The following is a 24,385-nucleotide window of genomic DNA, read 5'->3' as shown; positions in this document are numbered from 1 at the left end:
AATTTATTTTGTAAGAAAAGCAACTGACCTATTATTCAGCTGCCATTCCTTTTAACAATACATCTATTGCCTTTTTATAAATACGCTTCAACTCTTTATAATCTAGCTCGTAGTAAAGTACTCCAAGCCCTGATAATAATCCATTCACAATATACATAAGATCACGAGTATTATCTTCACGGAACTCTCCAGAATGTATACCTGCTTCAATTAATTTCTCAAACATAACATATGATTCTCTAGTTAAAGCTAATAGTTCCTCCAAAATCTCTTTACTTACAACTTGACTCATAGAGAATTCCTCTATGGCATTTGAAATTGGTTGCTGTATGTCCTCTACATGATATTCCGCGAGACCATATAGTTTTTCAGTACTAGTGCTATACAACTTCTCTTTTTCATTCCATTTTTCAAGCCAATCATACGTATGCTGTTTCACTACAAATAAAAATAATTCTTCTTTACTTTTAAAGTGATAATAAATACTTCCTTTACTTCGCTCTGTAATTTCACAAATCTCTTCCATAGATGTAGCTGCGTAGCCCTTCTGTGAAAATAGACTTTCTGCTTTGTATGCAATTTCTTTCTTTATCTCTTCTGCGCTTCTTCTCATATTCACACCTCTTTAAACCGACCGTTCAGTCTAATAATAACAAATCAAAAACCTCTATCGCAAGAGGCTATATTCCTTATTTAAGAAAACGTACTTTCAAACCAAGTTCGAATCATATGTATTGTTCCAAATTTAAATGCTAATTTAACAAGAAATACGCCTCCCGCAGCTAATAAAAATAACACTACTTTCCCCTTATTTTTCACTTTCGGTTCCCTTTTCATTTCCATTCCCCTTAGTATGTTAAAAATATTAATCAAACGTTTGTTTAACTGTGTTTATGTATATGTAAGCCGACTAATCAAACGTTTGTTTAAAAAGAAATACGCCTATATAAGGCGCATTTTCATCAATCCCCACCGCCACCGCAGCTTCCTCCGCTATCTCCCCCAAAAGAGCCTCCACAATCATGTGAACCGCCATCATGCGAGCTATCATTATCCGATCCAGCAAAGAAAAATAATGGTGATGAGCTGTTAGATGAATTATGTATGTTATTTTGTTTCGCCAAGTTCACCTTCTTTTTGTTCGATCGAACTGCTGTTACGATTATTCCAACTACAACAAATAATAGTATGACAATAATAAATCCCATATAAAAGCCTCCCCTATTCCTCGAATAATTGAATGATTCTCTCTAGATTTTCAAGTGAAATGAAGCGTGATTCACGAAGAATTTCTTTTCCATTATGAAATAATAAAATTGTTGGCCCTGTAAATACTCCATATCGCCCCGCAATCTCTTGCATGTCTTGTAGTAATATTTCTATTTTCTCTACGTAATCATAATTCTCTAATACGCAATTTACTTTTCTTAGCATAACATCACAAACACCACAATTTTCCGTTTTAATAAACAGAAGTACCAATTGTTGTTCTTCGATATAGGTCGCTAATTCTTCTATCGTTTTAAATGTAGTCATATTATCCCTCTTAGCGTAATTTACGAAATACTTTTTCTTGATACATACGAAAAGCTGAACTATCTTTAATCTTTCTCTTTTCCATTACCTGCTGAAAACGAAGCGTTTTTACTGTTAACTCTTCTCTTAATTTCTTTCTCTCTTCTTCATCATAACAGCAAGCAATCAGATCCTCTATTTTTAATATATCTTTTTGTAGTTCCATTTCTGATGGAATCATTCCCGCATTTTTTAAAATTTTATAACTCATTCTAAGTTCTGGAGGTACCATTGAAAAATCTTCTAATTGTAGTGGTTTTCCTTTTCCCGGAAGATAATCAAGATCACCGTTCCGTATTGCTTTTCGAATTTTTTCTTCAGCAATGTTCAAAAACACATCCACACTATTCCCTCCTTTACATATTTTTACTATTATTTTACATGATATTTCCTTATCTTTCTACGTCTTTAATAATTGGCTCCATACAATTTTTTCTCAAATTTATTTATAATGAGCTATTTCCTCCCATACCGATCTTTCGTTTTCATATATAGTTTGTATTCAAGCCTTTTTGTATTGAGAAAGTCTTTTACAACTGAATAAAGCGTTTACACTAAATCTTACATTTGTTACGATTTAATCACCCCCAGCTCCCTTGTATAGACTTCGTGATGTCTGATCATTTTATCTAGACGTTTCATACGTCTAGATTCATTTTGATTTATTGGCGTATGCCTTTAAATATATCTTTTATTTTGAAAGGAGAAATGGCTATGAGGTCTCAAAAATTCACACTGCTATTACTATCTCTACTACTTTTCTTACCTCTTTTTCTCACAAATTTTATTACTCCAAATCTCGCATTAGCAGATTCACCAAAGCAAAATCAAAAAATTGTTGGGTACTTTCCTTCGTGGGGCGTTTACGGACGTAATTATCAAGTTGCTGACATTGATGCATCAAAACTTACTCACCTTAACTATGCTTTCGCGGATATTTGTTGGAATGGAAAACATGGAAACCCTTCTACTCATCCTGATAATCCAAATAAACAAACGTGGAACTGTAAAGAATCTGGTGTACCATTGCAAAATAAAGAGGTTCCTAATGGTACTCTCGTACTCGGGGAACCATGGGCTGATGTTACCAAATCGTATCCTGGCTCAGGTACAACTTGGGAAGATTGCGATAAATATGCCCGTTGCGGAAATTTCGGAGAACTAAAACGATTAAAAGCTAAATATCCTCACTTAAAAACAATTATTTCCGTTGGTGGCTGGACTTGGTCTAACCGCTTTTCTGATATGGCCGCTGATGAAAAAACAAGAAAAGTATTTGCTGAATCTACAGTAGCTTTTCTTCGCGCATATGGGTTTGATGGCGTAGATTTAGACTGGGAATATCCGGGCGTTGAAACGATTCCTGGTGGTAGTTATCGTCCTGAAGATAAACAAAATTTCACTCTCCTTCTTCAAGACGTCCGAAATGCTTTGAATAAAGCAGGTACTGAAGATGGCAAACAATATTTACTAACAATCGCTTCAGGCGCAAGCCAACGCTACGCTGATCATACAGAGCTAAAGAAAATTTCTCAAATACTCGATTGGATTAATATTATGACATATGATTTCCACGGCGGATGGGAAGCTACTTCTAATCATAATGCAGCTCTATATAAGGATCCAAATGACCCAGCAGCAAATACGAATTTTTACGTAGATGGTGCTATAAATGTTTATACAAATGAAGGTGTTCCAGTCGATAAACTAGTATTAGGCGTACCCTTTTACGGACGTGGCTGGAAAAGTTGTGGCAAAGAAAATAACGGACAATATCAACCTTGCAAACCAGGTAGTGATGAGAAACTTGCTTCTAAAGGTACTTGGGATGATTATTCTACCGGTGACACAGGTGTGTATGATTACGGTGATTTAGCAGCCAATTACGTTAATAAAAATGGTTTTGTACGCTACTGGAATGACACAGCTAAAGTACCTTACTTATATAATGCGACTACAGGCACATTTATTAGCTACGATGACAATGAATCTATGAAATATAAAACAGACTATATAAAGACGAAGGGTTTAAGTGGAGCAATGTTTTGGGAACTAAGCGGGGATTGCCGTACAAGTCCAAAATATAGTTGTAGTGGTCCAAAATTACTTGATACGCTAGTAAAAGAATTACTTGGTGGACCTATTAGTCAAAAAGATACTGAGCCACCAACGAATGTTAAAAATATTGTAGTTACGAATAAAAATTCAAACTCAGTTCAATTAAACTGGACTGCATCTACTGATAACGTAGGAGTTACGGAATATGAAATTACTGCTGGAGAAGAGAAATGGAGTACAACAACAAATAGCATTACAATTAAAAACTTAAAACCTAATACGGAATACACATTTTCAATAATTGCCAAAGATGCTGCTGGAAATAAATCACAACCTACCGCTCTTACTGTCAAAACGGATGAAGCTAATACGACACCTCCTGATGGAAATGGTACTGCTACATTTTCAGTCACTTCGAATTGGGGCAGCGGTTATAACTTCTCGATTATAATCAAAAATAATGGAACGACTCCTATTAAAAATTGGAAATTAGAATTTGATTATAGCGGTAATTTAACACAAGTTTGGGATTCTAAAATTAGTAGTAAAACAAATAATCATTATGTAATTACGAATGCAGGATGGAATGGTGAAATTCCTCCTGGTGGATCTATTACAATTGGCGGTGCAGGAACAGGTAATCCTGCCGAACTTTTAAATACCGTCATTAGCGAAAACTAGACGTAATATCCATTAATTAATTCACTAAAGTTTGAATTTAGGTTTGAGCAATACCTCCTAAATTCAAACTTTTAATTTTACGAAAAATCAAAAATATCATAATAACCTATTATAATTATATTTAATTTCTAATATGAAGTTTATATGAAGTTCATTTGAATTTTACATGAATTTCCTTTAATTTCTATTGTCTTCCTATAATATCCATATTATCCTTTACATAAAGGAATTATTTTCATTCCATTTTGAACTATCTATATATATAAAGAAAGATAGTCACCTGTTAGGGAAAGGCTTTCGTATTATAAATATAACAAAAGAAAAAGCACGCTTATAAGCGCACCATAAGAGTGCTTCTTCATACAATTCTCATGTAAGAGTTCTCGAAAATCATGTTAATCACAAAGAAAAGGCATTAGCTCATAAAAGCTAATGCCTTTTCTTTATTCATATTGTTCAGTATTCCAATCTTCTATATTCCATACTTTTGTTATCTACGATTCATAGAAAGAAGGTTCATGTGAGACAATTAAAACCGTTCCTTTGTATTGTTGTAACGCTTCCTGTAAAGCCATCTTAGTTTCTACATCCAAATGATTAGTCGGTTCGTCTAAAATTAAAACATCAGCTTTTTCTATTTTTTCATATAAGGAGCTAACACACTTAAAATCTCTTCTTTATCCTTTTTTAATTCGAGTGATGTTAACATATCCATCGTTCTCGGCCTAGGTAATTTCACTTGTACCTCGCCAACTATTGACGCTGGTCTTTGAGATAAAATAAATACGCGATCTGAAAGCAAGATTGCCTCATCTAAGTCATGTGTCACCATAACGATTGTTTGCTTTTCTTGATGCCAAGAGTTTAAAAGCCAGCTATGTACTTCCATTTTTGTAAATGCATCTAATTTACCAAAAGGCTCATCCAGCAGCATAATTGGCTTTTCACATAAATATGTGCGCAGAAAACTAATTCTTTGACGCATACCACCAGATAATTCATCTGGATAATGGTCTGCATATTCATCTAGTTGGAACTGCTTTAATGCTTCCATTCCTTCTGTCAGCCTTTGTTTTTTCGGCTTTCCTTCAATTTCTAACGGAAGAACGATATTTTGCAAAGCTGATCGCCACTGTAGTAATAAATCTTGTTGTGGCATATAACTAACAACATCTTGCTCTTGTACTTGCTTATCGTTATACGTTACGTTCCCGCTTGTTGGTTTTTCAACATTTGCAATCATGTTTAATAATGTGCTTTTCCCGCAACCACTCGGTCCTACAAAGGAAACAAACTCTCCCTCTTGTATAGAGGCACTAATATTCTCTAATACATTCTTTCCGTCAAAAGATTTCACTATATTTTTTATTTGTAATCCGCTCATTTTTCACTTGGAAGGAATTCATTTGTAAAAGCATCTTTTACATCGATTTTCTTTTTAATAACTTTGTTGTCATATAAGAAATTCATGTAATTCGTCCAAATTTCTTCCTTCTGTACTCCCCATGCTTTAGCATCATCTTGATACTTCGTACTTAACCATTTTTGGCTTTCTTGAACTAAATCTTTATTTACATCTGGAACAGCTTTAATTAAAATATCAGCAGCCTCTCTCGGTTCCTTAATTGCAAAATTATAACCTTCTGTCGTTCCACTCATAAACTTTTTCACAAAGTCTTTATCTTGCTTCGTATGTTTTTCACTCGTAATAATAACAGGACTATAGAAATCAAGCGCTGGATCTAAGTCCTTCACCATAATCGTATTTAACTCTTTTCCTTGGCGCTTCGCTTCAATACCATCCCAACCGTAATAAATCCATTCGAAATCTGCATCACGACCGATTGATTTAAAGAAATCTGTTTGTCCTAAGATGATTTTTTCAACTTTATTAAAATCAGCTTGATGTTTATCCATAATCGTCTTTAATGTCGCTTCTTCCGCTGGTCCTCCCCAGCCGCCGTAACGTTTACCTTCAAAATCTTTCGGTGACGTCATATTATCTTTCTTAAGCGATGCAAACGCTGAAGTGTTATGCTGAATAATCGCTCCTACAGATACAACAGGAATTCCTTCCACACGAGCTAACGTTACATTTTCTTGTGCGCTTATTGCGAAGTCTGCTTTTCCTGATGCTATCATTTGCTCTGCTGTTACATTGTCACCTGGTTGAATAATTTCTACATCTAATCCTTGCTTTTTGTAATAATCTTTCGTTTGCGCTACATACAAGCCAGTATGATTCGTATTTGGAAACCAATCTAATACTACTTTTACTTTTTGATCTTTACTTGCACTTTCTTCTTTCTTCGCCGGATTACATCCAGCCACACCTACCGCTACTAAGGCAGCTAACATAACTTTCAAACCTTTTTTCATTTTCTGCCGTCCTTTCTATATATCCATGGTGCTGTTATTCTTGCCATAAACTCTACGATAAAATACAGGCATAATGTCACCATAACGATGATTGCTGCAACACCAAATACTCGGGCAGTCAAAAAGGATTTTGTAGCCCTCGTAAGCATAACGCCTAATCCTTCACTTGCACCGAGCCATTCTCCGATAATTGCCCCCATTACGCTATATGTAACTGCAATTTTTAAACCTGAGAAAAAGTATGGAAGCACTGCTGGAAATTTTACTTTCTGGTAAACTTGCCATTTTGTCGCCTTCATTGTTTGTAACAGTTTCAGCATGTTTTTATCTACTGTTTGAAAACCTTCTAAAATACTAAGCGCAATTGGGAAGAAACAAACGAGTATTACGACCATTACTTTCGGCAACATCCCATATCCAAACCAAATAATAAATAGCGGTGCAAGTACAACAATTGGAATTGTTTGCGAAATAACGAGCAATGGATTTATTAAAATACGAAATAACGGTATAACGTCCATAATAATTGCGATGCTCGTCCCCAATAAAATTGCAAAGAATAGTCCAATTATAACTTCCTGCAGTGTTTGCATCGTATTTGGTAATAGTAAATCTTTCATCCCAATTAATTCTTGAACAATGGCAGAAGGCTTTGGTAAAATCCACGGTTCGATTTTAAATAATGAAACAGATCCTTCCCATATCGCAATGAGAAGGATAAGCCAAATAGTTGTAATAAGTTTAGATTGCTTCTGGTTTTGCATATTCATCACGGTACTTCCAAACCTTTTCATCTATCGTTACACCAGTGCTTGGACGATAATGGATTTTAATAGAAGTAATCACTTCTTCTGCTCCAGCATCGACGCAAGCTTGTTGCGCACGTTTAACGACATCAAGAAGTACATCTAATTCTCCTTCCAAAGTTGTTTCCATTGCCCCTACTTCATAACGAACTCCCGATTGTTGCACAACTTCAATTGCTTTATCGACAACAGAATATACATCTTTCGTTTTTGCTTGTGGTACTACTGAAAATGACATTGTAACTTGTTGTGACATAATAAAATCCCCCTTATAAAAATAAATTTCAAAAATAAGAAAAGGCTTTCCTACTGCGTAGGAAAGCCTTGTATGCAAGTTATTACAGAATAACATATGCTACATCACTTTAAGTAACTCCCTACGCTGGCATTATCCAGATCAGGTTGAGGGTCGATGTTTACTTACATCCTCTCAGCCAATTGGCTCCCCGGTCCTTAATTCGTTTTCATTGTAGCATGATTTATTTTATTGAACAAACAAAAGCATGCATAATCATTTCATTATTTTTGGAAAATAACCAACTTTTTCACCATGAGCTAATAACTGCTGAATAAATTCTTTATTAATTGCTGGTACTATCAATTCTTTTTTCTTAATCCATTTATTCGTTCTACGCGTACCCATTACAATTTCAGATTGCTGCGCTCCATCTCCTGCAACTTGAGAAGCAATTAACTCTGCTATTACTTCATTTCCCTTCGCTAATGCAAGTCCGGTATTTACATATTCTGAAAGTGGAACCATTTCAAGATTGTATCCACACTCTCCAATTAGCTGTATAAATTGTTCAAACTCAATTTGATGTGGATGACAAATATGTAACGTCTCTCCTATAATTTGCGCATCTTGCAAATACGATACAATTGATTTACTAGCAAAATCAATTGGTGTGAAATCAACTTTCCACTTCACATTTGGTGCTTTCCCAATTAATAGCATTGTTTTAATAAGACGATAAAATGCGTTTCCTTCAATATTTTGTTGGAACGAACCTGTTTCTGAATGACATGCTAAATTACCTGCACGATAAATATTTCCGCGCAAACCATTTTTCATTGCTTCACGAACAATGTTTTCCGCTTGTAGTTTACTATTTGAATATACATTCTCTAAGTCTACACTGTAATTAAAATCACCAGTTTTCATGTATGTATCCCATTGATCTACCGCTAATTCTAACGGGATACCAATTGTAGAAATAAAATGGAATGTAGCACCTTTCTCCGCTAATGCTAGCATACGGCTAGTTCCTTGGACATTTATATTTTCAAATTGTTTTACATCCCCAAAATGTCTTACATCTGCACCGCAATGAATTATCGTATCCATCTTAGAACTGATGAACATAAATTCTTCTTCGCTCATCCCAAGATACTCTTCTCCCAGATCACCAGCTACGGCCTGTATACGCTGTAACCATTCTTCACATACATCATTAAAGTAGCCTGTTAATGTATCTATAATTCTTTGCTGCACATCTTTAGTTGGTCTTACTAAACAATAAATAGTAGCAGCTGTATCTCTCAACAATTCATATAATATGTGTGATCCTAAATAACCAGTAGCTCCTGTTAAAAAGACATTTGAAATCTGGTTTTCTTCCAAAACGTTTGCATACGTGATAGTATCTGGTTCGTGAATCACTTTATATTCACGAAATACTTCTTCTTTCTCTACTTTTACTTCTCGCTCAATTCGAGCTAATCCATATATCGTTCTTTCTTTAAAGAAATCTTGAATTGTTAAATGTGAGAAATCTTCTTTTAACAATGTTAAGACTCGTAATACTTTTAATGAATGTCCACCAATTGTAAAGAAATCATCATGCACTCCAACTTTTGAAATTCCTAATACTTCCGCCCAGGCGTTCGCTATTTGTTTTTCTGCTTTATTAGAAGGTGCAACATATTCTTGTAGACGAACCGGTTCATACTTTTCTTCTAACTGAGCTAACTTCTTAACATCAATCTTTTTATTAGGTGTAAGTGGTAATTCATTAATATAAATTAGTTTAGATGGCACCATATAATCTGGTAATTGCTCTTGTAACTGATAAACTAATTCTGGTATTTCTTTTTTATTTAAAGTTGTATAGAACGCGATTAAATATTGGCTACCTTCCTTACTCTTCTTAGCAAAAACAGCATTTTCTTTTATATTATGATTTTGAGAAATTTTACTTTGGATTTCGCCTAGTTCAATACGATGTCCTCTAATTTTTACTTGATCATCTTTCCGATGTAAAAACTCTATATTTCCATCCTCTAGCAACTTAACGATATCACCTGTTTTATATATATTAACTATAGGATTAAAAGGGTTCGGAATAAAAGCTTCAATTGTTTTATTAGGCTTATTAAAATACCCTTTTGCTAATCCCACTGAATCTATATATAATTCACCAGGTACACCAATTGGACAAAGATTCATATTCTCATCCAAAATCATAACTTGATAATTAGCACATGGTTTACCAATGGGAATACTCGCAACATCCTCATTTAACTGACTAGGTATTTTATAGGTTGTCGTCACTACAGTACATTCTGTCGGTCCGTATACATTATGAATTTCAACATTTGTACCTATTCTTTCTCTCCACAATTTAATAACCTCTACAGGCAACATTTCACCGCCAATCGCAATTCTTTTTAGGGAAGCTAGCTTATATATATCTTCTTCTGCCAAATAAGTTGCTACTTGTCGAACAAAAATTGTTGCTAATGCCAAGATTGAAGTTGCTTTCACTTTATAGATTGCATTTGCAAATGCTTCTACAGACAATCGCTCTTCCTCTAATAGTACATATAAGTTTCCTCCACAGAATAAAGAAGCAAATGACTCCCATACAGAAGCATCGAAACTAAAGGAAGGAAATTGGGCAAATACATCCTCTTCTGTCAATTCATATTGCTTTTTCATCCAAGTATACAGATTAACGACGCCTCTATGTGCTAACATCGTTCCCTTTGGATTCCCTGTTGAACCAGATGTATAAATCATATAAGCTACATCATCACAATGAATAGACAACTTTACATCTATATCTTCATAAGTTTCACTATCATACATTGAAACTGTTTGAACCCCATCACATGTTATAGGCGTCTCTTTCATCAATATAACTTTCGCTTGGCTATCTTGAATAATGTACTGTATTCTACTTTCCGGATAATCTGGATCAATCGGAACATACGCTGCACCAGCTTTTAATATAGCTACCATACTTACTACTGTGTCTATGCTACGTTTCATAAATATTCCAACATAGTCTCCTAATTGGACGCCGTTTTTGATTAACATATGAGCTATTTGATTACTTTTTTTATTAAGCTCCTCATAAGTTAAAGTACCTTCCCTTGAAGATAAAGCTATACGATTTGGAAATTGAGTAACAGTATTATAGAACATATCGACGATACTTTTCTCAGGATATACTGCTGTCGTATCATTCACTTGACTATAAAGTGCCATCTCGGCCTCTGTAATAATATTAAAATTATTTATATGATTATTCTTATTTTGTGATTTATTAATTAAAACACCTTGTATTTGTTGTGCATAACGAGTAATTGTTGTCTCTTTCCAATTAACACTATTAAATATTATTTCTACACTTTGCATATTTTTACTAAATACAAATTGTAATGTATTCGTGTCTTGTAGCTCATAATATGTTTCGCCAATAATAATAGGTGACATTTCATATAATGTATTACCGTTTTGAAACTCTTCTATTTCTTCCTCATTCATTTCTTTAATTTGCTCCAGTTGCTCTTCAATCTGTAAATTCAAACTTTCATAGGAGAGAAAATTAGAAACTTCAATAGTAATCGGAAATAAACTTCCTCTTACATGATAAAGCACGACAATATGTTTTTCTTTAGAAATATGATATAACCACGTTGCAGTCGCTCCTATTAAATCTACAATGTGAGTCAAATTTGGAAACAGTTCCGTTTTCCTTTTTATCCTAAGTTCTGTTCCTTGCACATCTTTAGGTATTTTAATACTTCCTTCTACTTTTTCTAAAAATTCTTTTACCATCTCACTATAAGAAATTGCTAATTTCATATTTATGTAAATTCCTCTCTTAAATATAATAAAGGTGTGAAAATTCACACCTTTATTATCCCTTATTAAAGGGCAGATTCGTTCAATTCATAATCAGTAGCGGAGATACCCCCTTGATTAGAATTGAACTTTCTCCTTATTCGCTTTTAAACTCACCAATAAGCTCTTGTAATTCCTGAGAAAGCCAACTTAAAGAAGTCGCTAATTCTGCAATATCTTGTACTGATATTTCTTGCTCTTTCATGCTTTCTTCAACATTACTACTGCTGTTGGCATAAGTATTTGCAATATATGATAATTCATTTACGACTTGAACAATATTCTGGCTATTTTGTAAAATATCACTCGAATTACCAGAAACAGCTTTTACTTGATCTGTAACAGATTGCGCTGATTTTGAGATTTTTTCAAAGAAATCTCCGCTACTTTGAACAAGCGAAATTCCAGTTTCTACTTCTTTTGAACCTTTTTGCATGGAAACTACAGCATCTTCTGTCTCAGCTTGTGTTTCACCAATTAATTTCGCTATATCTTTAGCAGACGCTTCCGTCTGTTCTGCTAATTTTCGTACTTCATCAGCAACAACTGCAAACCCTCTTCCAGCTGCTCCAGCGCGTGAAGCCTCGATAGAAGCATTTAAAGCTAATAAATTTGTTTGATTTGAAATGCCTGTAATTACAGTTACGATATCACTAATTTCTTTTGACCTTGTTTCTAACGAATAAATGATGGATGATAAATCTTGTACTGCATTTTGAATTAAACTCATTTGATTAATAATTTGTCCAATCACTTCATTACCTTCAATTGAATGTTGCTCCATACCTTCAGAAGCAACCGCAACTTGTTTCGCAGCCCCAGTTATCTCTTCTACCTTATCTTCCATTCCATGTACAATCCCTAAACATTGTTGTACTGAAGTTTTTTGAGACTGTGCCCCTACTCTTAAACCTTCAATAGAACTTGCAATCTCTTGAACTGCCATACTGTTTTCCTCTGTACTCGCCGACAATTCTTGTGAAGAAGAAGAAACTTGCTCAGCAGTTTGCCTTACTTTATCTATAATCCCTTTAAACTTTTCAATCGTGTTATTGAAATAAACATTAATAATTCCAATATCATCTGGTCTTTCTTTTAATTTAATACTCAAGTCACCTTCGCCAATTTTACGTAACCCTTCTCGTAAATCTTTTAATGGAGCTAGCGAGTGACGCACGATAAAGAATTGAGTAATAGTCGCAATTGCTAATGAAATAATGATAAAGAGTAAACCCTGTATCATAAACTTCTCTTTTGTAATAGGAACAATGGAAGCATCTAAGTCAGCGGCAACAATTGCAATAATATTGTTTTCTCCATCTGTAATTGGTTCTAATATTGTCACCCACGAACCTATTTCATCTTCATATACTTCTGTCATTTGAGCCTTTTTCGTATCAATCACTTTATCGTATGCCTTCATCCAATGAGCGGGTTGTTCATAATAATCTCCCGGCTTTATAGGAAACGCATTTGTTAACTCTGTAGTCAAACCAACGAGTTGTAATTCTCGCTTTTCATTCGGCTTTGCTCCTGTAACATACGTTTGTCCAACGCTTTTCAATTCTTTTGATACTTCATCTAATTTCTCTGTTAACTTTTCTTTTTTCACTTTTTCGGCTGTAGGATCTTTCGCCATGTCTCTAACTAATTCTACATCCAGTTTTTTCAATACTATTTCTCCTGTTTCAATAGACTGCCTTTCAAATAAAGACATCATACTATTTTGAAACATATTGAAACTTAACGCACCCATACTTCCAACAAGTGTCAAAATAACTAATACGGTTAATAAGACGTTCTTTTGAAGGAACGATAACTTATGCCAATATTTTTTCATTAATATCCACCTTCCTTAACCAACACAAACAAAAAAACAAAATATATGGATATTTTGTTTGAAAATGTTTCTCAATATGTTCGAGAATAAAAAAAAGCCAATGTAAAAGCATTGGCCAAGACCAACCCTATCCGTCCGGTAACTGGCTAGCGTAGCCTTTCGACCTTAGCTCCTGTAGTTTTGCGTCCTCATGTTTCCATCAGTTTGCCTTTCTCGCTGAACGAGTTGAACGATATGGGAGTTCTATGAGAATTAATTTATTCTCTTTCAAAGATTACAACATATAAATCAAAATGTCTACTTATTTAGAGATATAAATACAAATTTTTAACGCATTGCTTTTTCAAAATAATTTCAAAAAGTACGTGAATGTTACTTTTTTTGTGTTATATAATAAAAAATGTATAAATAACAAGGATTTCTTCGGGTATTTATTTAATTTTCATTCAAATTAAACTATTCGAATATATCTTAACTAATGAATTTCGGAGGTAGTTTATCATGTTTTGGCTACAATTTCTTACCTTGTTACTCTGTATTTTTATTGGTGCACGCCTAGGCGGAGTTGGTTTAGGAGTAATGGGTGGAGTTGGTATGGCAATACTCGTTTTTGTCTTCCACCTACAACCAACCGCGCCTCCTATCGATGTAATGCTTATGATTTTGGCAGTAATTACAGCTGCTGGTGCTTTGCAAGCTGCTGGAGGAATGGACTATCTTGTTCATCTAGCTGAAAAGGCATTACGAAAAAATCCAAAGCGTATTACTTTTTTTGCTCCAATTGTTACTTATTTATTCACACTATGTGCAGGTACTGGTCACGTTGCCTATTCTGTACTTCCTGTTATTGCAGAAGTCTCTCGTGAATCAGGGATTAGACCGGAACGCCCAATGTCGATTGCCGTAATCGCTTCTCAACAAGCAATTACAGCTAGTCCAATTTCAGCTGCCACAGTTGCTCTTTTAGCAATGTTAGCTGACTATAAAATCACTTTATTAGATATTTTAAAAGTGAGTATTCCTTCCACTTTCATTGCTTGTATGTTAGCAGCATTCGTTGCTAGTAAGATGGGAAAAGAATTAAATGAAGACCCTGAATACTTAAAACGATTAAAAGAAGGAATGATTCCTAAGCTTGAAGAGAAAAAAGAATTTGTAGGTGTAAAGGGCGCAAAATTATCAGTTATCCTTTTCCTTGTAGGAACCTTCCTTGTTGTACTTCTTGGTTCATTTGAAGCACTTCGTCCAGGATGGATAGTTGATGGGAAGTTAGCCCGTCTTTCCATGCCGAATACAATTGAGATGGTTATGTTAACTATCGCGGCTCTTATTATTATTTTCTGTAAACCAAATGTAGAAAGCATTGTGTCTGGTAACGTCTTTAAAGCGGGGGCAACAGCAGTTGTTGCTATTTTCGGTATCGCTTGGATGGGAGATACTTTCTTTAATGGAAACTTAAATATGATTCAAGGATCCATTCAGCATTTAGTAACAAGTGCACCTTGGCTATTTGCCATCGCACTATTCATTCTATCTATTTTACTATATAGCCAAGCAGCCACAGTACGTGCTTTAATGCCTCTTGGATTATCACTCGGTATTCCACCAGCACTACTGATTGCGATGTTCCCTGCAGTAAATGGATATTTCTTCATTCCAAACTATGGAACAATCGTTGCTGCTATTAACTTTGACCGTACCGGTACAACAGGTATTGGTAAATACGTATTAAATCATAGCTTTATGATTCCAGGCTTAATCGCAACATTTACTTCTATCGGAATTGGAATGCTCTTAATTTCAATTATGTTTTAAAGAAAAAGCACAAACCTTTATTTAAAAAGGTTTGTGCTTTTTTAATCAAATGCTTGTTTAAATTTTGGGGCAGTCTATTTCTCCATGTAGCACTTAAAATACTACACGTCCTTCCCTACAAACTTCTCTTTACTTCTTCAGCTAATTTTCTCGTACTTTCATACGCAGATTCAGCTAAACTAATTGCTGAAATAACTGAAACACCGTCCGCACCCGCTTCTATAACTGCCGCTGTATTTTCAATTGTAATCCCACCAATACCAACGATTGGCACTGTAATTCCTTGTTCTCTAAAATAAGCTAATCCTTTCGTTCCTTGAACCGCTTTCGTATCTTTTTTCGTACTCGTTGGGAAAATAGGTCCAACGCCTAAATAATCTGCTCCATTTTCGATTGCAAAGCGTGCTTCTTTAATTGTATGAGCAGATACACCGATAATTTTATCTCCCATTTTTTCACGAACAGATGTAATTCCTTCATCATCTTGTCCTACATGAACACCATCTGCATCTAATTCAATGGCTAATTCTACATCATCATTTACAATGAAAGGAACACTATATTCCTTACAAAGCGTCTGCAATTCTTTTGCAAAGCGCACTCTATCTTCTCCGATTAAAGAACCTTCTCCCTTCTCGCGAAACTGAAAAATTGTCACTCCACCATCTAACGCTTCTTTCAATACAGCTAAAGGATCCCTCGTGCAGTTATTACTTCCCATAATAAAATACACTTGCAATAGCTTAGACATTTTATCTATTTCAATGCGTGCCATTTCTTTCACTCCCTCTTACTCTAACTCCTCAATCTTTCCATATTTCTCAATATCACTAGAAGTAGTATTCGCTAACTGATTTAAAAATTCAATTTGGAAACTACCAGGTCCCTTTTCCACGGTCTTAGCAGCTGCCAGTTCCGAAGCTACACCATAAAACGTTAATGCTGCTACTGCTGCTTTTACATAATCTTTTTCCACTGCTACAAATGCTCCTATTACAGAAGTTAGTAAACAACCTGTTCCCGTAACTTTCGTTAAAATAGGGTGACCATTTCGAATAACAATAGTTCTCTCTCCATCTGTAACAACATCTTCTTTTCCAGTAATGACCGCAACTGTATTTAGTTCATCTGCTGCCTGCCTTGCAATACTTACAACATCGCCATTTCCAGTACCAGCGTCTACCCCTTTAATTTCCCATTTCTCATTAATAACATTTGCTATTTCAGCTGCATTTCCGCGGATAATTGCTAAATCAATTTCAGCCGGAATATGTCTCGCAACTTCTGTTCGATACGAAGTTGCTCCTGCACCAACTGGATCAAATAGTACTGGCACATTGTTCGCATTTGCTGATTTACCCGCGAGTAACATCGCTTCTACTTCTTCAGGACGAAGTGTCCCCATATTTAATACTAACGCTCCAGCAATGCTAGCCATTTCTGCTACTTCTTCTTTTGCATACGCCATTACAGGCGATGCCCCAAGTGCCAACAAACCATTAGCAGTAAAATTTGTTACAACAACATTTGTAATATTATGAACAAGCGGATTAGATTCTCTCACCAAATCCACTACTTTACTAATTTCTTTCATATTCATCCTTTTCATCTCCTAACTATAATGATGGGAGATACACAAAAAGACACTTTGCGCGTACGCAAAGTGCCTGAATATGTGCTTTTACACTCTCCCTACGCTGGCATTATCCAACAGGTTCAAATGGTCAATGACGGACTAGTAGCCATACTCTCAGTTTGTATCCACAAACTCCCATGTGTTTCTTATTCATCTACTTCAAAGTCTACTCTTATTCTAGTAAAATAACAAGTTCTTTACTTTTCTATTTACTGTAGAAGCAACTGATAAAGTGAAACTTTAATCAGTTGGGATTTTGTTAACTCCATTAAAAACAGCTGAAATATGGAGCGAAACTGAATCTCAAGAAGATGTATGCTATATTTAACTTATGGAAATTTGAAAGGATGTTTTTAATATGTCAAAAAGCGTTGTAATCGCTGAAAAACCTTCCGTTGCACGAGATATTGCTCGTGTACTGAAGTGTGATAAAAAAGGAAACGGCTATCTTGAAGGTAGTAAATATATTGTAACTTGGGCTTTAGGTCATCTCGTTACATTAGCAGATCCAGAAAGTTATGATGTGAAATATAAAAAGTGGAATTTAGAAGATTTACCGATGCTACCTGAGCGTTTGAAATTAACGGTTATTAAACAAACTGGTAAACAATTTAATGCTGTAAAAAGTCAGCTACTTAGAAAAGATGTAAATGAAATTATTGTAGCAACAGACGCTGGACGTGAAGGGGAATTAGTCGCACGCTGGATTATCGATAAAGTTAAGCTAAATAAACCAATCAAACGTTTATGGATTTCTTCTGTAACCGATAAAGCAATTAAAGATGGTTTTGCAAATTTAAAACCAGGTAAAGCCTATGACAATTTATACGCTTCAGCAGTTGCGCGTTCAGAAGCTGACTGGTATATCGGTCTTAATGCAACTCGTGCTTTAACGACTCGCTTTAATGCCCAGTTAAATTGCGGCCGTGTACAAACCCCTACTGTTGCTATGATTGCTAGTCGTGAGGATGAAATAAAGAACTTCAAAGCACAAACTTACTACGGCATCGAAGCTCAAACAATGGAGAAGCTCAAACTTACTTGGCAAGATGCAAATGGCAATAGCCGTAGTTTTAATAAAGAAAAAATCGATGGTATTGTAAAAAGTTTAGATAAACAAAATGCTACTGTTGTGGAAATTGATAAGAAACAGAAGAAGTCATTCTCTCCTGGTCTTTACGATTTAACTGAATTGCAACGTGATGCAAATAAAAAGTTCGGTTACTCTGCTAAAGAAACATTAAATATTATGCAAAAATTGTATGAACAGCATAAAGTACTAACGTACCCTCGTACAGATTCACGCTACATTTCATCTGATATCGTTGGAACACTTCCAGAACGTCTAAAAGCATGTGGTGTTGGAGAATACCGTCCCTTCGCACATAAAGTATTACAAAAGCCTATCAAACCTAACAAATCATTTGTTGATGATAGTAAAGTAAGCGATCATCATGCGATTATTCCAACAGAAGGATACGTTAACTTCTCAGCATTCACAGATAAAGAACGCAAAATTTATGATTTAGTTGTAAAACGTTTCTTAGCTGTTTTATTCCCAGCATTCGAATACGAACAACTAACGTTACGCACAAAGGTCGGCAATGAAACATTCATTGCACGCGGAAAAACGATTTTACATGCTGGTTGGAAGGAAGTATACGAAAATCGATTTGAAGACGATGATGTAACTGATGACGTAAAAGAGCAGATTCTACCTCACATTGAAAAGGGCGATACATTAACTGTAAAGTTACTTATGCAAACATCAGGTCAAACGAAAGCACCTGCACGCTTTAATGAAGCAACTTTACTTTCAGCAATGGAGAATCCTACAAAATATATGGATACGCAAAATAAACAACTTGCTGATACGTTAAAATCGACTGGTGGATTAGGTACTGTAGCGACACGTGCAGATATTATCGACAAACTTTTCAATTCTTTCTTAATTGAAAAACGTGGTAAAGATATTCACATTACATCAAAAGGTCGTCAATTACTTGATTTAGTACCAGAAGAATTAAAATCACCTACACTAACTGGTGAGTGGGAACAAAAACTTGAAGCAATTGCAAAAGGAAAATTAAAGAAAGAAGTATTCATTTCGGAAATGAAGAACTATACGAAAGAAATTGTTTCTGAAATTAAATCCAGTGATAAAAAATATAAACATGAGAACATTTCAACGAAGTCTTGTCCAGACTGCGGTAAACCAATGCTAGAAGTAAACGGCAAAAAGGGAAAAATGCTCGTATGCCAAGATCGTGAATGTGGTCATCGTAAAAATGTATCTCGTACAACAAACGCTCGCTGTCCGCAATGTAAGAAGAAACTAGAATTACGTGGTGAGGGTGCAGGCCAAATTTTCGCATGTAAATGTGGCTATCGTGAGAAATTATCAACATTCCAAGAACGACGTAAAAAAGAATCTGGAAACAAAGCCGATAAACGCGACGTTCAAAAATATATGAAACAACAGAAAAAAGAAGAAGAACCATTAAATAACCCATTCGCAGAAGCATTAAAAAAATTAAAATTTGATTAAACAAAAAGGTTCCTACCTCTATCGGTAGGAACCTTTTATTTTAGTGAATGATTTTACTTCCTTTTGCATTCTCAACAAATTTTTCACTTGATTTGTTAATTGGTGTTTTCAGTAATAACGCAGCAACAATCATAACTACTACGAAAGCACTTAACACAAGTAAATCTCGTGTTACGATATCCCAAAGCATTCCGCCAACTGTTTCACGAATTGCGCTAATTGCGTATGTGAATGGTAAGAACGGATAAATCGCTTGGAAGAACGCTGGTGTCATTTGGATTGGGAATGTTCCGCCCGATCCTGCTACTTGTAGTACAAGTAAAATGATCGCCATCGATTTCCCAACGTTTCCGAAAATAGAAACGAGTGAGTATACGATACAAACGAAGACTCCACCAATAAATAAACTAAATAACACAAACCAGAACTTATCGACTACGTACGTACCGAGTAAGAATATATCTCCCATCGATACGATAAACGCTTGTGAAAGACCTATCGTTAAGAATGTTAATAAACGTCCGAAGTAAATTTCATGGCTCTTATAATTCGCGCCCTCTTCGTGTACTTCTACCGTTAATAATGAAACCATTAATAATGCGCCTACCCATAATGCAAGCACTGTATAGAATGGTGACATCGCTGAACCGTAGTTCGGCATCGCAAATAATTTATTTTCTTTTAAATTTACTGGATTCGCAAAGTAATCACTTTGCTTTTCAACATCATTTTTCAATAAACGTATGATGTCTTTTAAATCCTCTTCAGATTCAAAATCACGAATTTTATCTGCTAATTCTTTAATCTTTTTCTCAGTCTCCGGCATTTCAGCTTTAATATCTGCCAATTTCTTTTTCCCGTCTACTAAGCCTTTTGATGAATCTTCTAGTAATTTTTTAACATCTGGAAGCTTTTTGTCTGCCTCTTTTAAAATTTGAGATGTGTTTTTAGACATACGTTTCGTACGTTCAATTGCTGTGTTAAAGTTTGGAACGATTTCTGAATCATATGTTGCTAAGAAATCACCTAATTGAGCTGAAGCATTTTTAGTCGCTTCATTAATGCTTTCTACAACCTCTTTTGTAGGCTTCTGTCCATTATTAATTAGTGTAGTTGCTTTATTCGTTGCATCTATACCTTTTTGAACAGAATTTTGTATTTTGTTCAATTTTGCAATTCCGCCATTAAGGTTTTTTCCGCTATTTACATCTGCTAATACCTTATTTGTGCTTTCTAGAACCGGAATCGCATCACCAATTAGATTATTAGTAGCTTGTAGTTGACCATTTAAATCGTTTAAAGCCACTTTTGTACTATCTAATCCATTAACACCTCTATTATTTACGTCTGCTATAACACCTTCTAAATTATTTTTTGCCTTTTCATATTCATTTTTCACACTATCGTATGCTTCATTTGCATCAGCTTTAGCTTGATCGACTGTGCTGACTGCTTTTTTATAATCTGCTACAAACGTTTCATTATAATCTTTTTCCGCTTGATCAATTAATCCATTTGCTGCATCTAACTTTTGATTCGCTACATCTGTTACATCTTTCTTTACTTCTTGTCCTGTACCGATAACATTTACAATATCTTTAATACCCTTGTTTGCATTTTCCATACCGCTTTTTAGCTTAGTTAAGCGATCCACTCGCCCTTGGAAAAAGCTTTGACCAAAATCAGTCGTCGCTGACTTTTGAAGTTCAGTAAATACATTAATAAGATATGCAATACTATCTGTACGCCCTTGAAGATTTTCAGAAACCGCATTAAGGTCTTGTTTTGCCTTTTCTGGATCAAACTGACCATTTTGCAATCCATTCACAACACTTTTTCCGTATGCTGTTCCTGCACGTGCTGAGTTTAAAACGTTATTAACTGTTTGATTAATGTTTCTTGCAATGTTTTTATAACCTTCATCATTCATCTTTGAAAGATCAGGGCGTGCTGGGAACTCCGGTAATCCCTTCATACCAGAAAGGTCTATCCCTGGATTCATTAAAAAGTTCGTAAAAGCATTGGCCTTATCCATTACATCTTTTGCTACAGTTAAATTGTTTCTCATTGTTCCAGGTGCGTTCTTTAAAGCTTCATCATTATTTGCAAAGAACTTATCTAAATTCCCTAATGCTTCTTGCCCATCATTAATAACACTCTCTACAACCGGCAACTCTTTTTGCGCTACTTTTACAACATCTTCTGCTCGAGTCGCATCATCTAACGCCTTATCCATAAGTGTATTCATTTCTGGGAACTGCGCTTCTAACTTAAATACAAGATCTTTTACTTTTTCGATACTTGGTAAGTTTGTTTCTAAATCGATTCCAAGATCATTGAAAATTTTAAAAATCTCACCGTTTGCTGTTTTTACAAAGTTTTTACTAATTTCTTCTGTAATACCTGATGCACCTTTTGCTGTAATCTTCGGTGCAATCGCGTTTACTTTTTCATTCACATAGTAATCCAGTTCTGGTTTTTTAGGATTTTCATCCAGAACAGTTGCAATTTTTTCAGAGAAATCTTTTGGAATCGTAATACTTGCATAATAATCTCCACGCTCAACTCCGTAAATTGCTTGTTTTTCATCTACAAATTTCCAGCCAAGATTTTTGTTTTTCTTAAGGGAGTCTACAATCTCTTTCCCGATATTAATATCTTTCCCTCTTAAATTAGAACCTGCATCTTGGTTAGAAACTGCAATGGGAACCTCTTTTGTATTTCCATATGGATCCCAAGAAGCTTTAATGTTAAACCATGCATATAACGATGGTAAAATCATTAATCCTAAAACAATAACAATTGCAGCCCAATGTTTGGCTACATTCCGTAAATCTGTCTTATAAATACGCCAAATCTGTTTCATAGAAGTTATCACCTAATTATATATTTTTCCTTCTTTAGAAAATGATACATACATTTTGCAATTATATCACTTTCTACATCGTGTATTAACCAAAAACGTACTATTTTTTCCCATTAACTTTCACTTACTTCATTATATAACGAAGTGAGTCAAAGTATGAATACAAAATGACCAAATCGGTTTTACATTCAATAATAACAAATATATATGAAATGTCATAAAAAATACAAGTATTTTCTCTTGGAAATACTTGTATTCCTAAAAAAAATCCTCACAGCTTTTATTCTCTGTGAGGATTTCTTCTATTATATATCCAATTGAACCTCTACACCGAAATGATCTGAAATTACATTTCTGTTTGTACCATTAAAAATAACTTTTGAAGAATGAACTTTTTTACTTTGGTTACACAATATTAGATCGATTCGCAAATTATGTTTATTTTCATCCCAACCAGCAATCTCACCTTGGACAGTCGTTCCTTCATCCTTCTCTATTGCTAATTCATATGTGTCATACAACCCTTTTTGCATCATATACTCATAACCTTCGCCTTTCAATCGAGCATTGTTATTAAAATCCCCCATTAAGAAGGCGAGTTTATTGCTATCTACACGCTCCATCAAACGATCGACTTGACCTTTGAATGACTCTTCTTCATCATTCCACCAACCGAGATGACAAGAGTAAAACGTTATATCCTTACCATTATAAGCAATTGTTGTACTTACAATTTTACGCGTTTTCCAATACGTTGTATCCTCGTTTTCTGAAATGAAGAACGTATCTTCTTTTATAATATTATGCTTCGTTATAATTGCTAATCCTTCTTCGTACACATCATAACCAATATGAGAGAAATCCCAAGTAATATTGTAATCTTTTACATGTAGCGCTTTTAACTCTTCTAATAGTAAAAGTCCAAAATTATCTTTTTTCTTGTTACCGCATACATTTTCAGCTTGTATGGACTGACTTACTTCTTGCAATGCGATGACATCGTACTCTTCTTCTTGAATTACTTTAGCAAGGTATTGTATCTTTTCTATTTGATTCTCTTCTTGCCAAGAATGACAGTTTAAAGTTAGCAATTTCATATTATTACGCACCTAACATATCTTGAATGTCTGACTTTAATACGTCAGCTTTCGGACCATATACCGCTTGTACACCTTTGTCTTTTACAATAAGCCCTAAAGCACCATTTTGTTTCCACTGTGCTTCTGGTGCAACAACATTTAAATCTTTTACTGTTACACGTAAGCGCGTCATACAAGCATCTACGTCAGCAATATTTTCTTTTCCACCTAATAAATCGATAACTTTTGTTGCTAATGAACCGTCTTGTACATTTCCTGTTCCTTCTGATGCCTCATCTTCATTATCAATATAGTTACCTGCACGCCCTGGTGTTGGTAAGTTGAATTTTTTAATTAAGAAATTAAATAGTGTAAAGTTAAGACCGAAGAACACTAATGAAACAATAACAAAGTTGATTAAGTCTCTTGTTAAACCTGCGTTAACCATCATTGGTGTACGAGTAATTAACTCAATAAATCCAAATGCATGAACACGTAAGTTAATTAAATCAGCTAGCGCGAATGCAAGTCCTGTTGTAATAGCATATACAACATATAATACTGGAGCAATAAACATGAACATGAATTCAATTGGTTCTGTTACACCTGTTAAGAATACTGCTAATGCTGCTGATAAAAACATTGGTTTATATTTTGCACGCTTTTCTTTATCAACGTTACGGAACATCGCAAATGCAATCCCCATTAACGCTGCTGTTGAGCCGATAACTTGTCCAGCTTTGAAACGAGCTGGTACAACGTTATTTAATAAATCGTTATATGCCTTCGTATCTCCATTTGCTAATAAATTATTTAAATCTGTAATCCATGCAAGCCATAATGGATCTTGTCCTGCTACAACTTGTCCAACTTTTGAACCAGTTAGCATCGTATATGTTCCGCCTAGCTCTGTATAGTTCATCGGAATCGTTAACATATGGTGTAAACCAAATGGTAATAATAAACGCTC

Annotated in this window: 19 protein-coding genes and 3 riboswitches; of the genes, 3 read left to right on the top strand and 16 right to left on the bottom strand. The window is 34.9% G+C overall.

Features of this window, described 5'->3' with window-relative positions:
* Window positions 1-31 precede the first annotated feature (31 nt).
* The 5 genes from MR107_RS21360 to MR107_RS21340 form a co-directional block, all read right to left on the bottom strand.
* On the bottom strand, window positions 32-613 hold the full coding sequence (locus MR107_RS21360; protein WP_242292683.1) for a TetR/AcrR family transcriptional regulator: 582 nt from the start codon (window positions 611-613) through the stop codon (window positions 32-34).
* Window positions 614-693: 80 nt separating this feature from the next.
* Entirely contained in the window at window positions 694-837 is a 144-nt protein-coding gene (locus MR107_RS21355; RefSeq protein WP_000817981.1) for a hypothetical protein, read from the bottom strand.
* A gap of 125 nt (window positions 838-962) precedes the next feature.
* Complete coding sequence (locus tag MR107_RS21350; RefSeq protein ID WP_000505774.1) at window positions 963-1,208, bottom strand: hypothetical protein; 246 nt, start codon at window positions 1,206-1,208, stop codon at window positions 963-965.
* A 13-nt stretch (window positions 1,209-1,221) separates the two neighbouring features.
* Window positions 1,222-1,536: a thioredoxin family protein gene (locus tag MR107_RS21345; RefSeq protein ID WP_000206515.1), complete on the bottom strand. Its 315-nt coding sequence runs from the start codon at window positions 1,534-1,536 to the stop codon at window positions 1,222-1,224.
* A gap of 10 nt (window positions 1,537-1,546) precedes the next feature.
* Window positions 1,547-1,918 carry a DnaJ family domain-containing protein gene (locus MR107_RS21340; RefSeq protein WP_242292682.1) on the bottom strand — a complete coding sequence of 124 codons (372 nt, stop codon included), beginning with the start codon at window positions 1,916-1,918 and terminating at the stop codon, window positions 1,547-1,549.
* A gap of 371 nt (window positions 1,919-2,289) precedes the next feature.
* Here MR107_RS21340 and MR107_RS21335 point away from each other — a divergent pair, with 371 nt between their 5' ends.
* On the top strand, window positions 2,290-4,314 hold the full coding sequence (locus MR107_RS21335; protein ID WP_242292681.1) for a glycosyl hydrolase family 18 protein: 2,025 nt from the start codon (window positions 2,290-2,292) through the stop codon (window positions 4,312-4,314).
* A 634-nt stretch (window positions 4,315-4,948) separates the two neighbouring features.
* Here MR107_RS21335 and MR107_RS21330 read toward each other — a convergent pair.
* The 6 genes from MR107_RS21330 to MR107_RS21305 all read right to left on the bottom strand — a co-directional run bounded on the left by MR107_RS21330 (window position 4,949) and on the right by MR107_RS21305 (window position 13,471).
* Window positions 4,949-5,698 (bottom strand): ABC transporter ATP-binding protein, encoded by a 750-nt coding sequence (locus tag MR107_RS21330; protein ID WP_000016090.1) that lies wholly within the window; start codon window positions 5,696-5,698, stop codon window positions 4,949-4,951.
* Window positions 5,695-6,693 (bottom strand): ABC transporter substrate-binding protein, encoded by a 999-nt coding sequence (locus tag MR107_RS21325; RefSeq protein ID WP_242292680.1) that lies wholly within the window; start codon window positions 6,691-6,693, stop codon window positions 5,695-5,697. The genes MR107_RS21330 and MR107_RS21325 overlap by 4 nt, the downstream gene beginning before the upstream one ends.
* Complete coding sequence (locus MR107_RS21320; RefSeq protein ID WP_001057166.1) at window positions 6,690-7,463, bottom strand: ABC transporter permease; 774 nt, start codon at window positions 7,461-7,463, stop codon at window positions 6,690-6,692. The genes MR107_RS21325 and MR107_RS21320 overlap by 4 nt, the downstream gene beginning before the upstream one ends.
* Window positions 7,435-7,755 (bottom strand): MTH1187 family thiamine-binding protein, encoded by a 321-nt coding sequence (locus MR107_RS21315; RefSeq protein ID WP_000082906.1) that lies wholly within the window; start codon window positions 7,753-7,755, stop codon window positions 7,435-7,437. The genes MR107_RS21320 and MR107_RS21315 overlap by 29 nt, the downstream gene beginning before the upstream one ends.
* Before the next feature lie 101 nt (window positions 7,756-7,856).
* Window positions 7,857-7,958: riboswitch (TPP riboswitch) on the bottom strand.
* Window positions 7,959-8,010: 52 nt separating this feature from the next.
* A complete protein-coding gene (locus MR107_RS21310; RefSeq protein WP_226368482.1) occupies window positions 8,011-11,592 on the bottom strand; it encodes a non-ribosomal peptide synthetase family protein in 3,582 nt (1,193 codons plus the stop codon).
* A 136-nt stretch (window positions 11,593-11,728) separates the two neighbouring features.
* Window positions 11,729-13,471, bottom strand: coding sequence for a methyl-accepting chemotaxis protein (locus MR107_RS21305; RefSeq protein ID WP_242292679.1), 1,743 nt, complete (start codon window positions 13,469-13,471; stop codon window positions 11,729-11,731).
* A 134-nt stretch (window positions 13,472-13,605) separates the two neighbouring features.
* Window positions 13,606-13,690: riboswitch (cyclic di-GMP riboswitch) on the bottom strand.
* A 282-nt stretch (window positions 13,691-13,972) separates the two neighbouring features.
* Here MR107_RS21305 and MR107_RS21300 point away from each other — a divergent pair.
* Complete coding sequence (locus tag MR107_RS21300; RefSeq protein ID WP_000498704.1) at window positions 13,973-15,286, top strand: anaerobic C4-dicarboxylate transporter family protein; 1,314 nt, start codon at window positions 13,973-13,975, stop codon at window positions 15,284-15,286.
* Window positions 15,287-15,401: 115 nt separating this feature from the next.
* Here the strand turns inward: MR107_RS21300 and thiE are convergent, their stop codons facing one another.
* Together thiE and thiM are read right to left on the bottom strand one after the other, a co-directional pair.
* Window positions 15,402-16,061 carry a thiamine phosphate synthase gene (thiE, locus tag MR107_RS21295; protein WP_017657404.1) on the bottom strand — a complete coding sequence of 220 codons (660 nt, stop codon included), beginning with the start codon at window positions 16,059-16,061 and terminating at the stop codon, window positions 15,402-15,404.
* Between the two features lie 15 nt (window positions 16,062-16,076).
* A complete protein-coding gene (thiM, locus tag MR107_RS21290) occupies window positions 16,077-16,886 on the bottom strand; it encodes a hydroxyethylthiazole kinase (RefSeq protein ID WP_163092693.1) in 810 nt (269 codons plus the stop codon).
* A gap of 72 nt (window positions 16,887-16,958) precedes the next feature.
* A riboswitch (TPP riboswitch) is annotated at window positions 16,959-17,071 on the bottom strand.
* A 209-nt stretch (window positions 17,072-17,280) separates the two neighbouring features.
* Between thiM and topB the strand changes: the two genes are divergently transcribed.
* The gene (gene topB / locus MR107_RS21285) at window positions 17,281-19,470 is read left to right on the top strand and encodes a DNA topoisomerase III (protein WP_242292678.1); all 2,190 of its coding nucleotides are present in this window, start codon (window positions 17,281-17,283) and stop codon (window positions 19,468-19,470) included.
* Window positions 19,471-19,510: 40 nt separating this feature from the next.
* Here the strand turns inward: topB and MR107_RS21280 are convergent, their stop codons facing one another.
* The 3 genes from MR107_RS21280 to MR107_RS21270 form a co-directional block, all read right to left on the bottom strand.
* Window positions 19,511-22,336 carry a YhgE/Pip family protein gene (locus tag MR107_RS21280; RefSeq protein WP_242292677.1) on the bottom strand — a complete coding sequence of 942 codons (2,826 nt, stop codon included), beginning with the start codon at window positions 22,334-22,336 and terminating at the stop codon, window positions 19,511-19,513.
* A gap of 305 nt (window positions 22,337-22,641) precedes the next feature.
* The gene (locus tag MR107_RS21275; protein ID WP_000771997.1) at window positions 22,642-23,433 is read right to left on the bottom strand and encodes an endonuclease/exonuclease/phosphatase family protein; all 792 of its coding nucleotides are present in this window, start codon (window positions 23,431-23,433) and stop codon (window positions 22,642-22,644) included.
* A gap of 4 nt (window positions 23,434-23,437) precedes the next feature.
* The coding region (locus tag MR107_RS21270; protein WP_242292676.1) for a PTS transporter subunit EIIC at window positions 23,438-24,385 on the bottom strand (948 nt) is incomplete at its 5' end.

The sequence above is a fragment of the Bacillus cereus group sp. BfR-BA-01441 genome, from assembly GCF_022663075.1.
Taxonomy (GTDB): Bacteria; Bacillota; Bacilli; order Bacillales; family Bacillaceae_G; genus Bacillus_A; species Bacillus_A cereus.
The sequence above is the reverse complement of the archived record's forward strand: the minus strand, read 5'-3'. Positions and strand labels throughout refer to the sequence as shown.

Excerpts from the sequence above, each read along its gene's own strand:
- MR107_RS21355 (WP_000817981.1), bottom strand. The coding sequence starts at position 837 with ATGAAAAGGGAACCGAAAGTGAAAAATAAGGGGAAAGTAGTGTTATTT.
- MR107_RS21300 (WP_000498704.1), top strand. The coding sequence starts at position 13,973 with ATGTTTTGGCTACAATTTCTTACCTTGTTACTCTGTATTTTTATTGGT.
- MR107_RS21310 (WP_226368482.1), bottom strand. The coding sequence starts at position 11,592 with ATGAAATTAGCAATTTCTTATAGTGAGATGGTAAAAGAATTTTTAGAA.
- MR107_RS21360 (WP_242292683.1), bottom strand. The coding sequence starts at position 613 with ATGAGAAGAAGCGCAGAAGAGATAAAGAAAGAAATTGCATACAAAGCA.
- MR107_RS21320 (WP_001057166.1), bottom strand. The coding sequence starts at position 7,463 with ATGAATATGCAAAACCAGAAGCAATCTAAACTTATTACAACTATTTGG.
- MR107_RS21330 (WP_000016090.1), bottom strand. The coding sequence starts at position 5,698 with ATGAGCGGATTACAAATAAAAAATATAGTGAAATCTTTTGACGGAAAG.
- MR107_RS21280 (WP_242292677.1), bottom strand. The coding sequence starts at position 22,336 with ATGAAACAGATTTGGCGTATTTATAAGACAGATTTACGGAATGTAGCC.
- MR107_RS21315 (WP_000082906.1), bottom strand. The coding sequence starts at position 7,755 with ATGTCACAACAAGTTACAATGTCATTTTCAGTAGTACCACAAGCAAAA.
- MR107_RS21325 (WP_242292680.1), bottom strand. The coding sequence starts at position 6,693 with ATGAAAAAAGGTTTGAAAGTTATGTTAGCTGCCTTAGTAGCGGTAGGT.
- MR107_RS21305 (WP_242292679.1), bottom strand. The coding sequence starts at position 13,471 with ATGAAAAAATATTGGCATAAGTTATCGTTCCTTCAAAAGAACGTCTTA.
- MR107_RS21350 (WP_000505774.1), bottom strand. The coding sequence starts at position 1,208 with ATGGGATTTATTATTGTCATACTATTATTTGTTGTAGTTGGAATAATC.
- topB (WP_242292678.1), top strand. The coding sequence starts at position 17,281 with ATGTCAAAAAGCGTTGTAATCGCTGAAAAACCTTCCGTTGCACGAGAT.
- MR107_RS21275 (WP_000771997.1), bottom strand. The coding sequence starts at position 23,433 with ATGAAATTGCTAACTTTAAACTGTCATTCTTGGCAAGAAGAGAATCAA.
- thiE (WP_017657404.1), bottom strand. The coding sequence starts at position 16,061 with ATGGCACGCATTGAAATAGATAAAATGTCTAAGCTATTGCAAGTGTAT.
- MR107_RS21345 (WP_000206515.1), bottom strand. The coding sequence starts at position 1,536 with ATGACTACATTTAAAACGATAGAAGAATTAGCGACCTATATCGAAGAA.
- thiM (WP_163092693.1), bottom strand. The coding sequence starts at position 16,886 with ATGAATATGAAAGAAATTAGTAAAGTAGTGGATTTGGTGAGAGAATCT.
- MR107_RS21335 (WP_242292681.1), top strand. The coding sequence starts at position 2,290 with ATGAGGTCTCAAAAATTCACACTGCTATTACTATCTCTACTACTTTTC.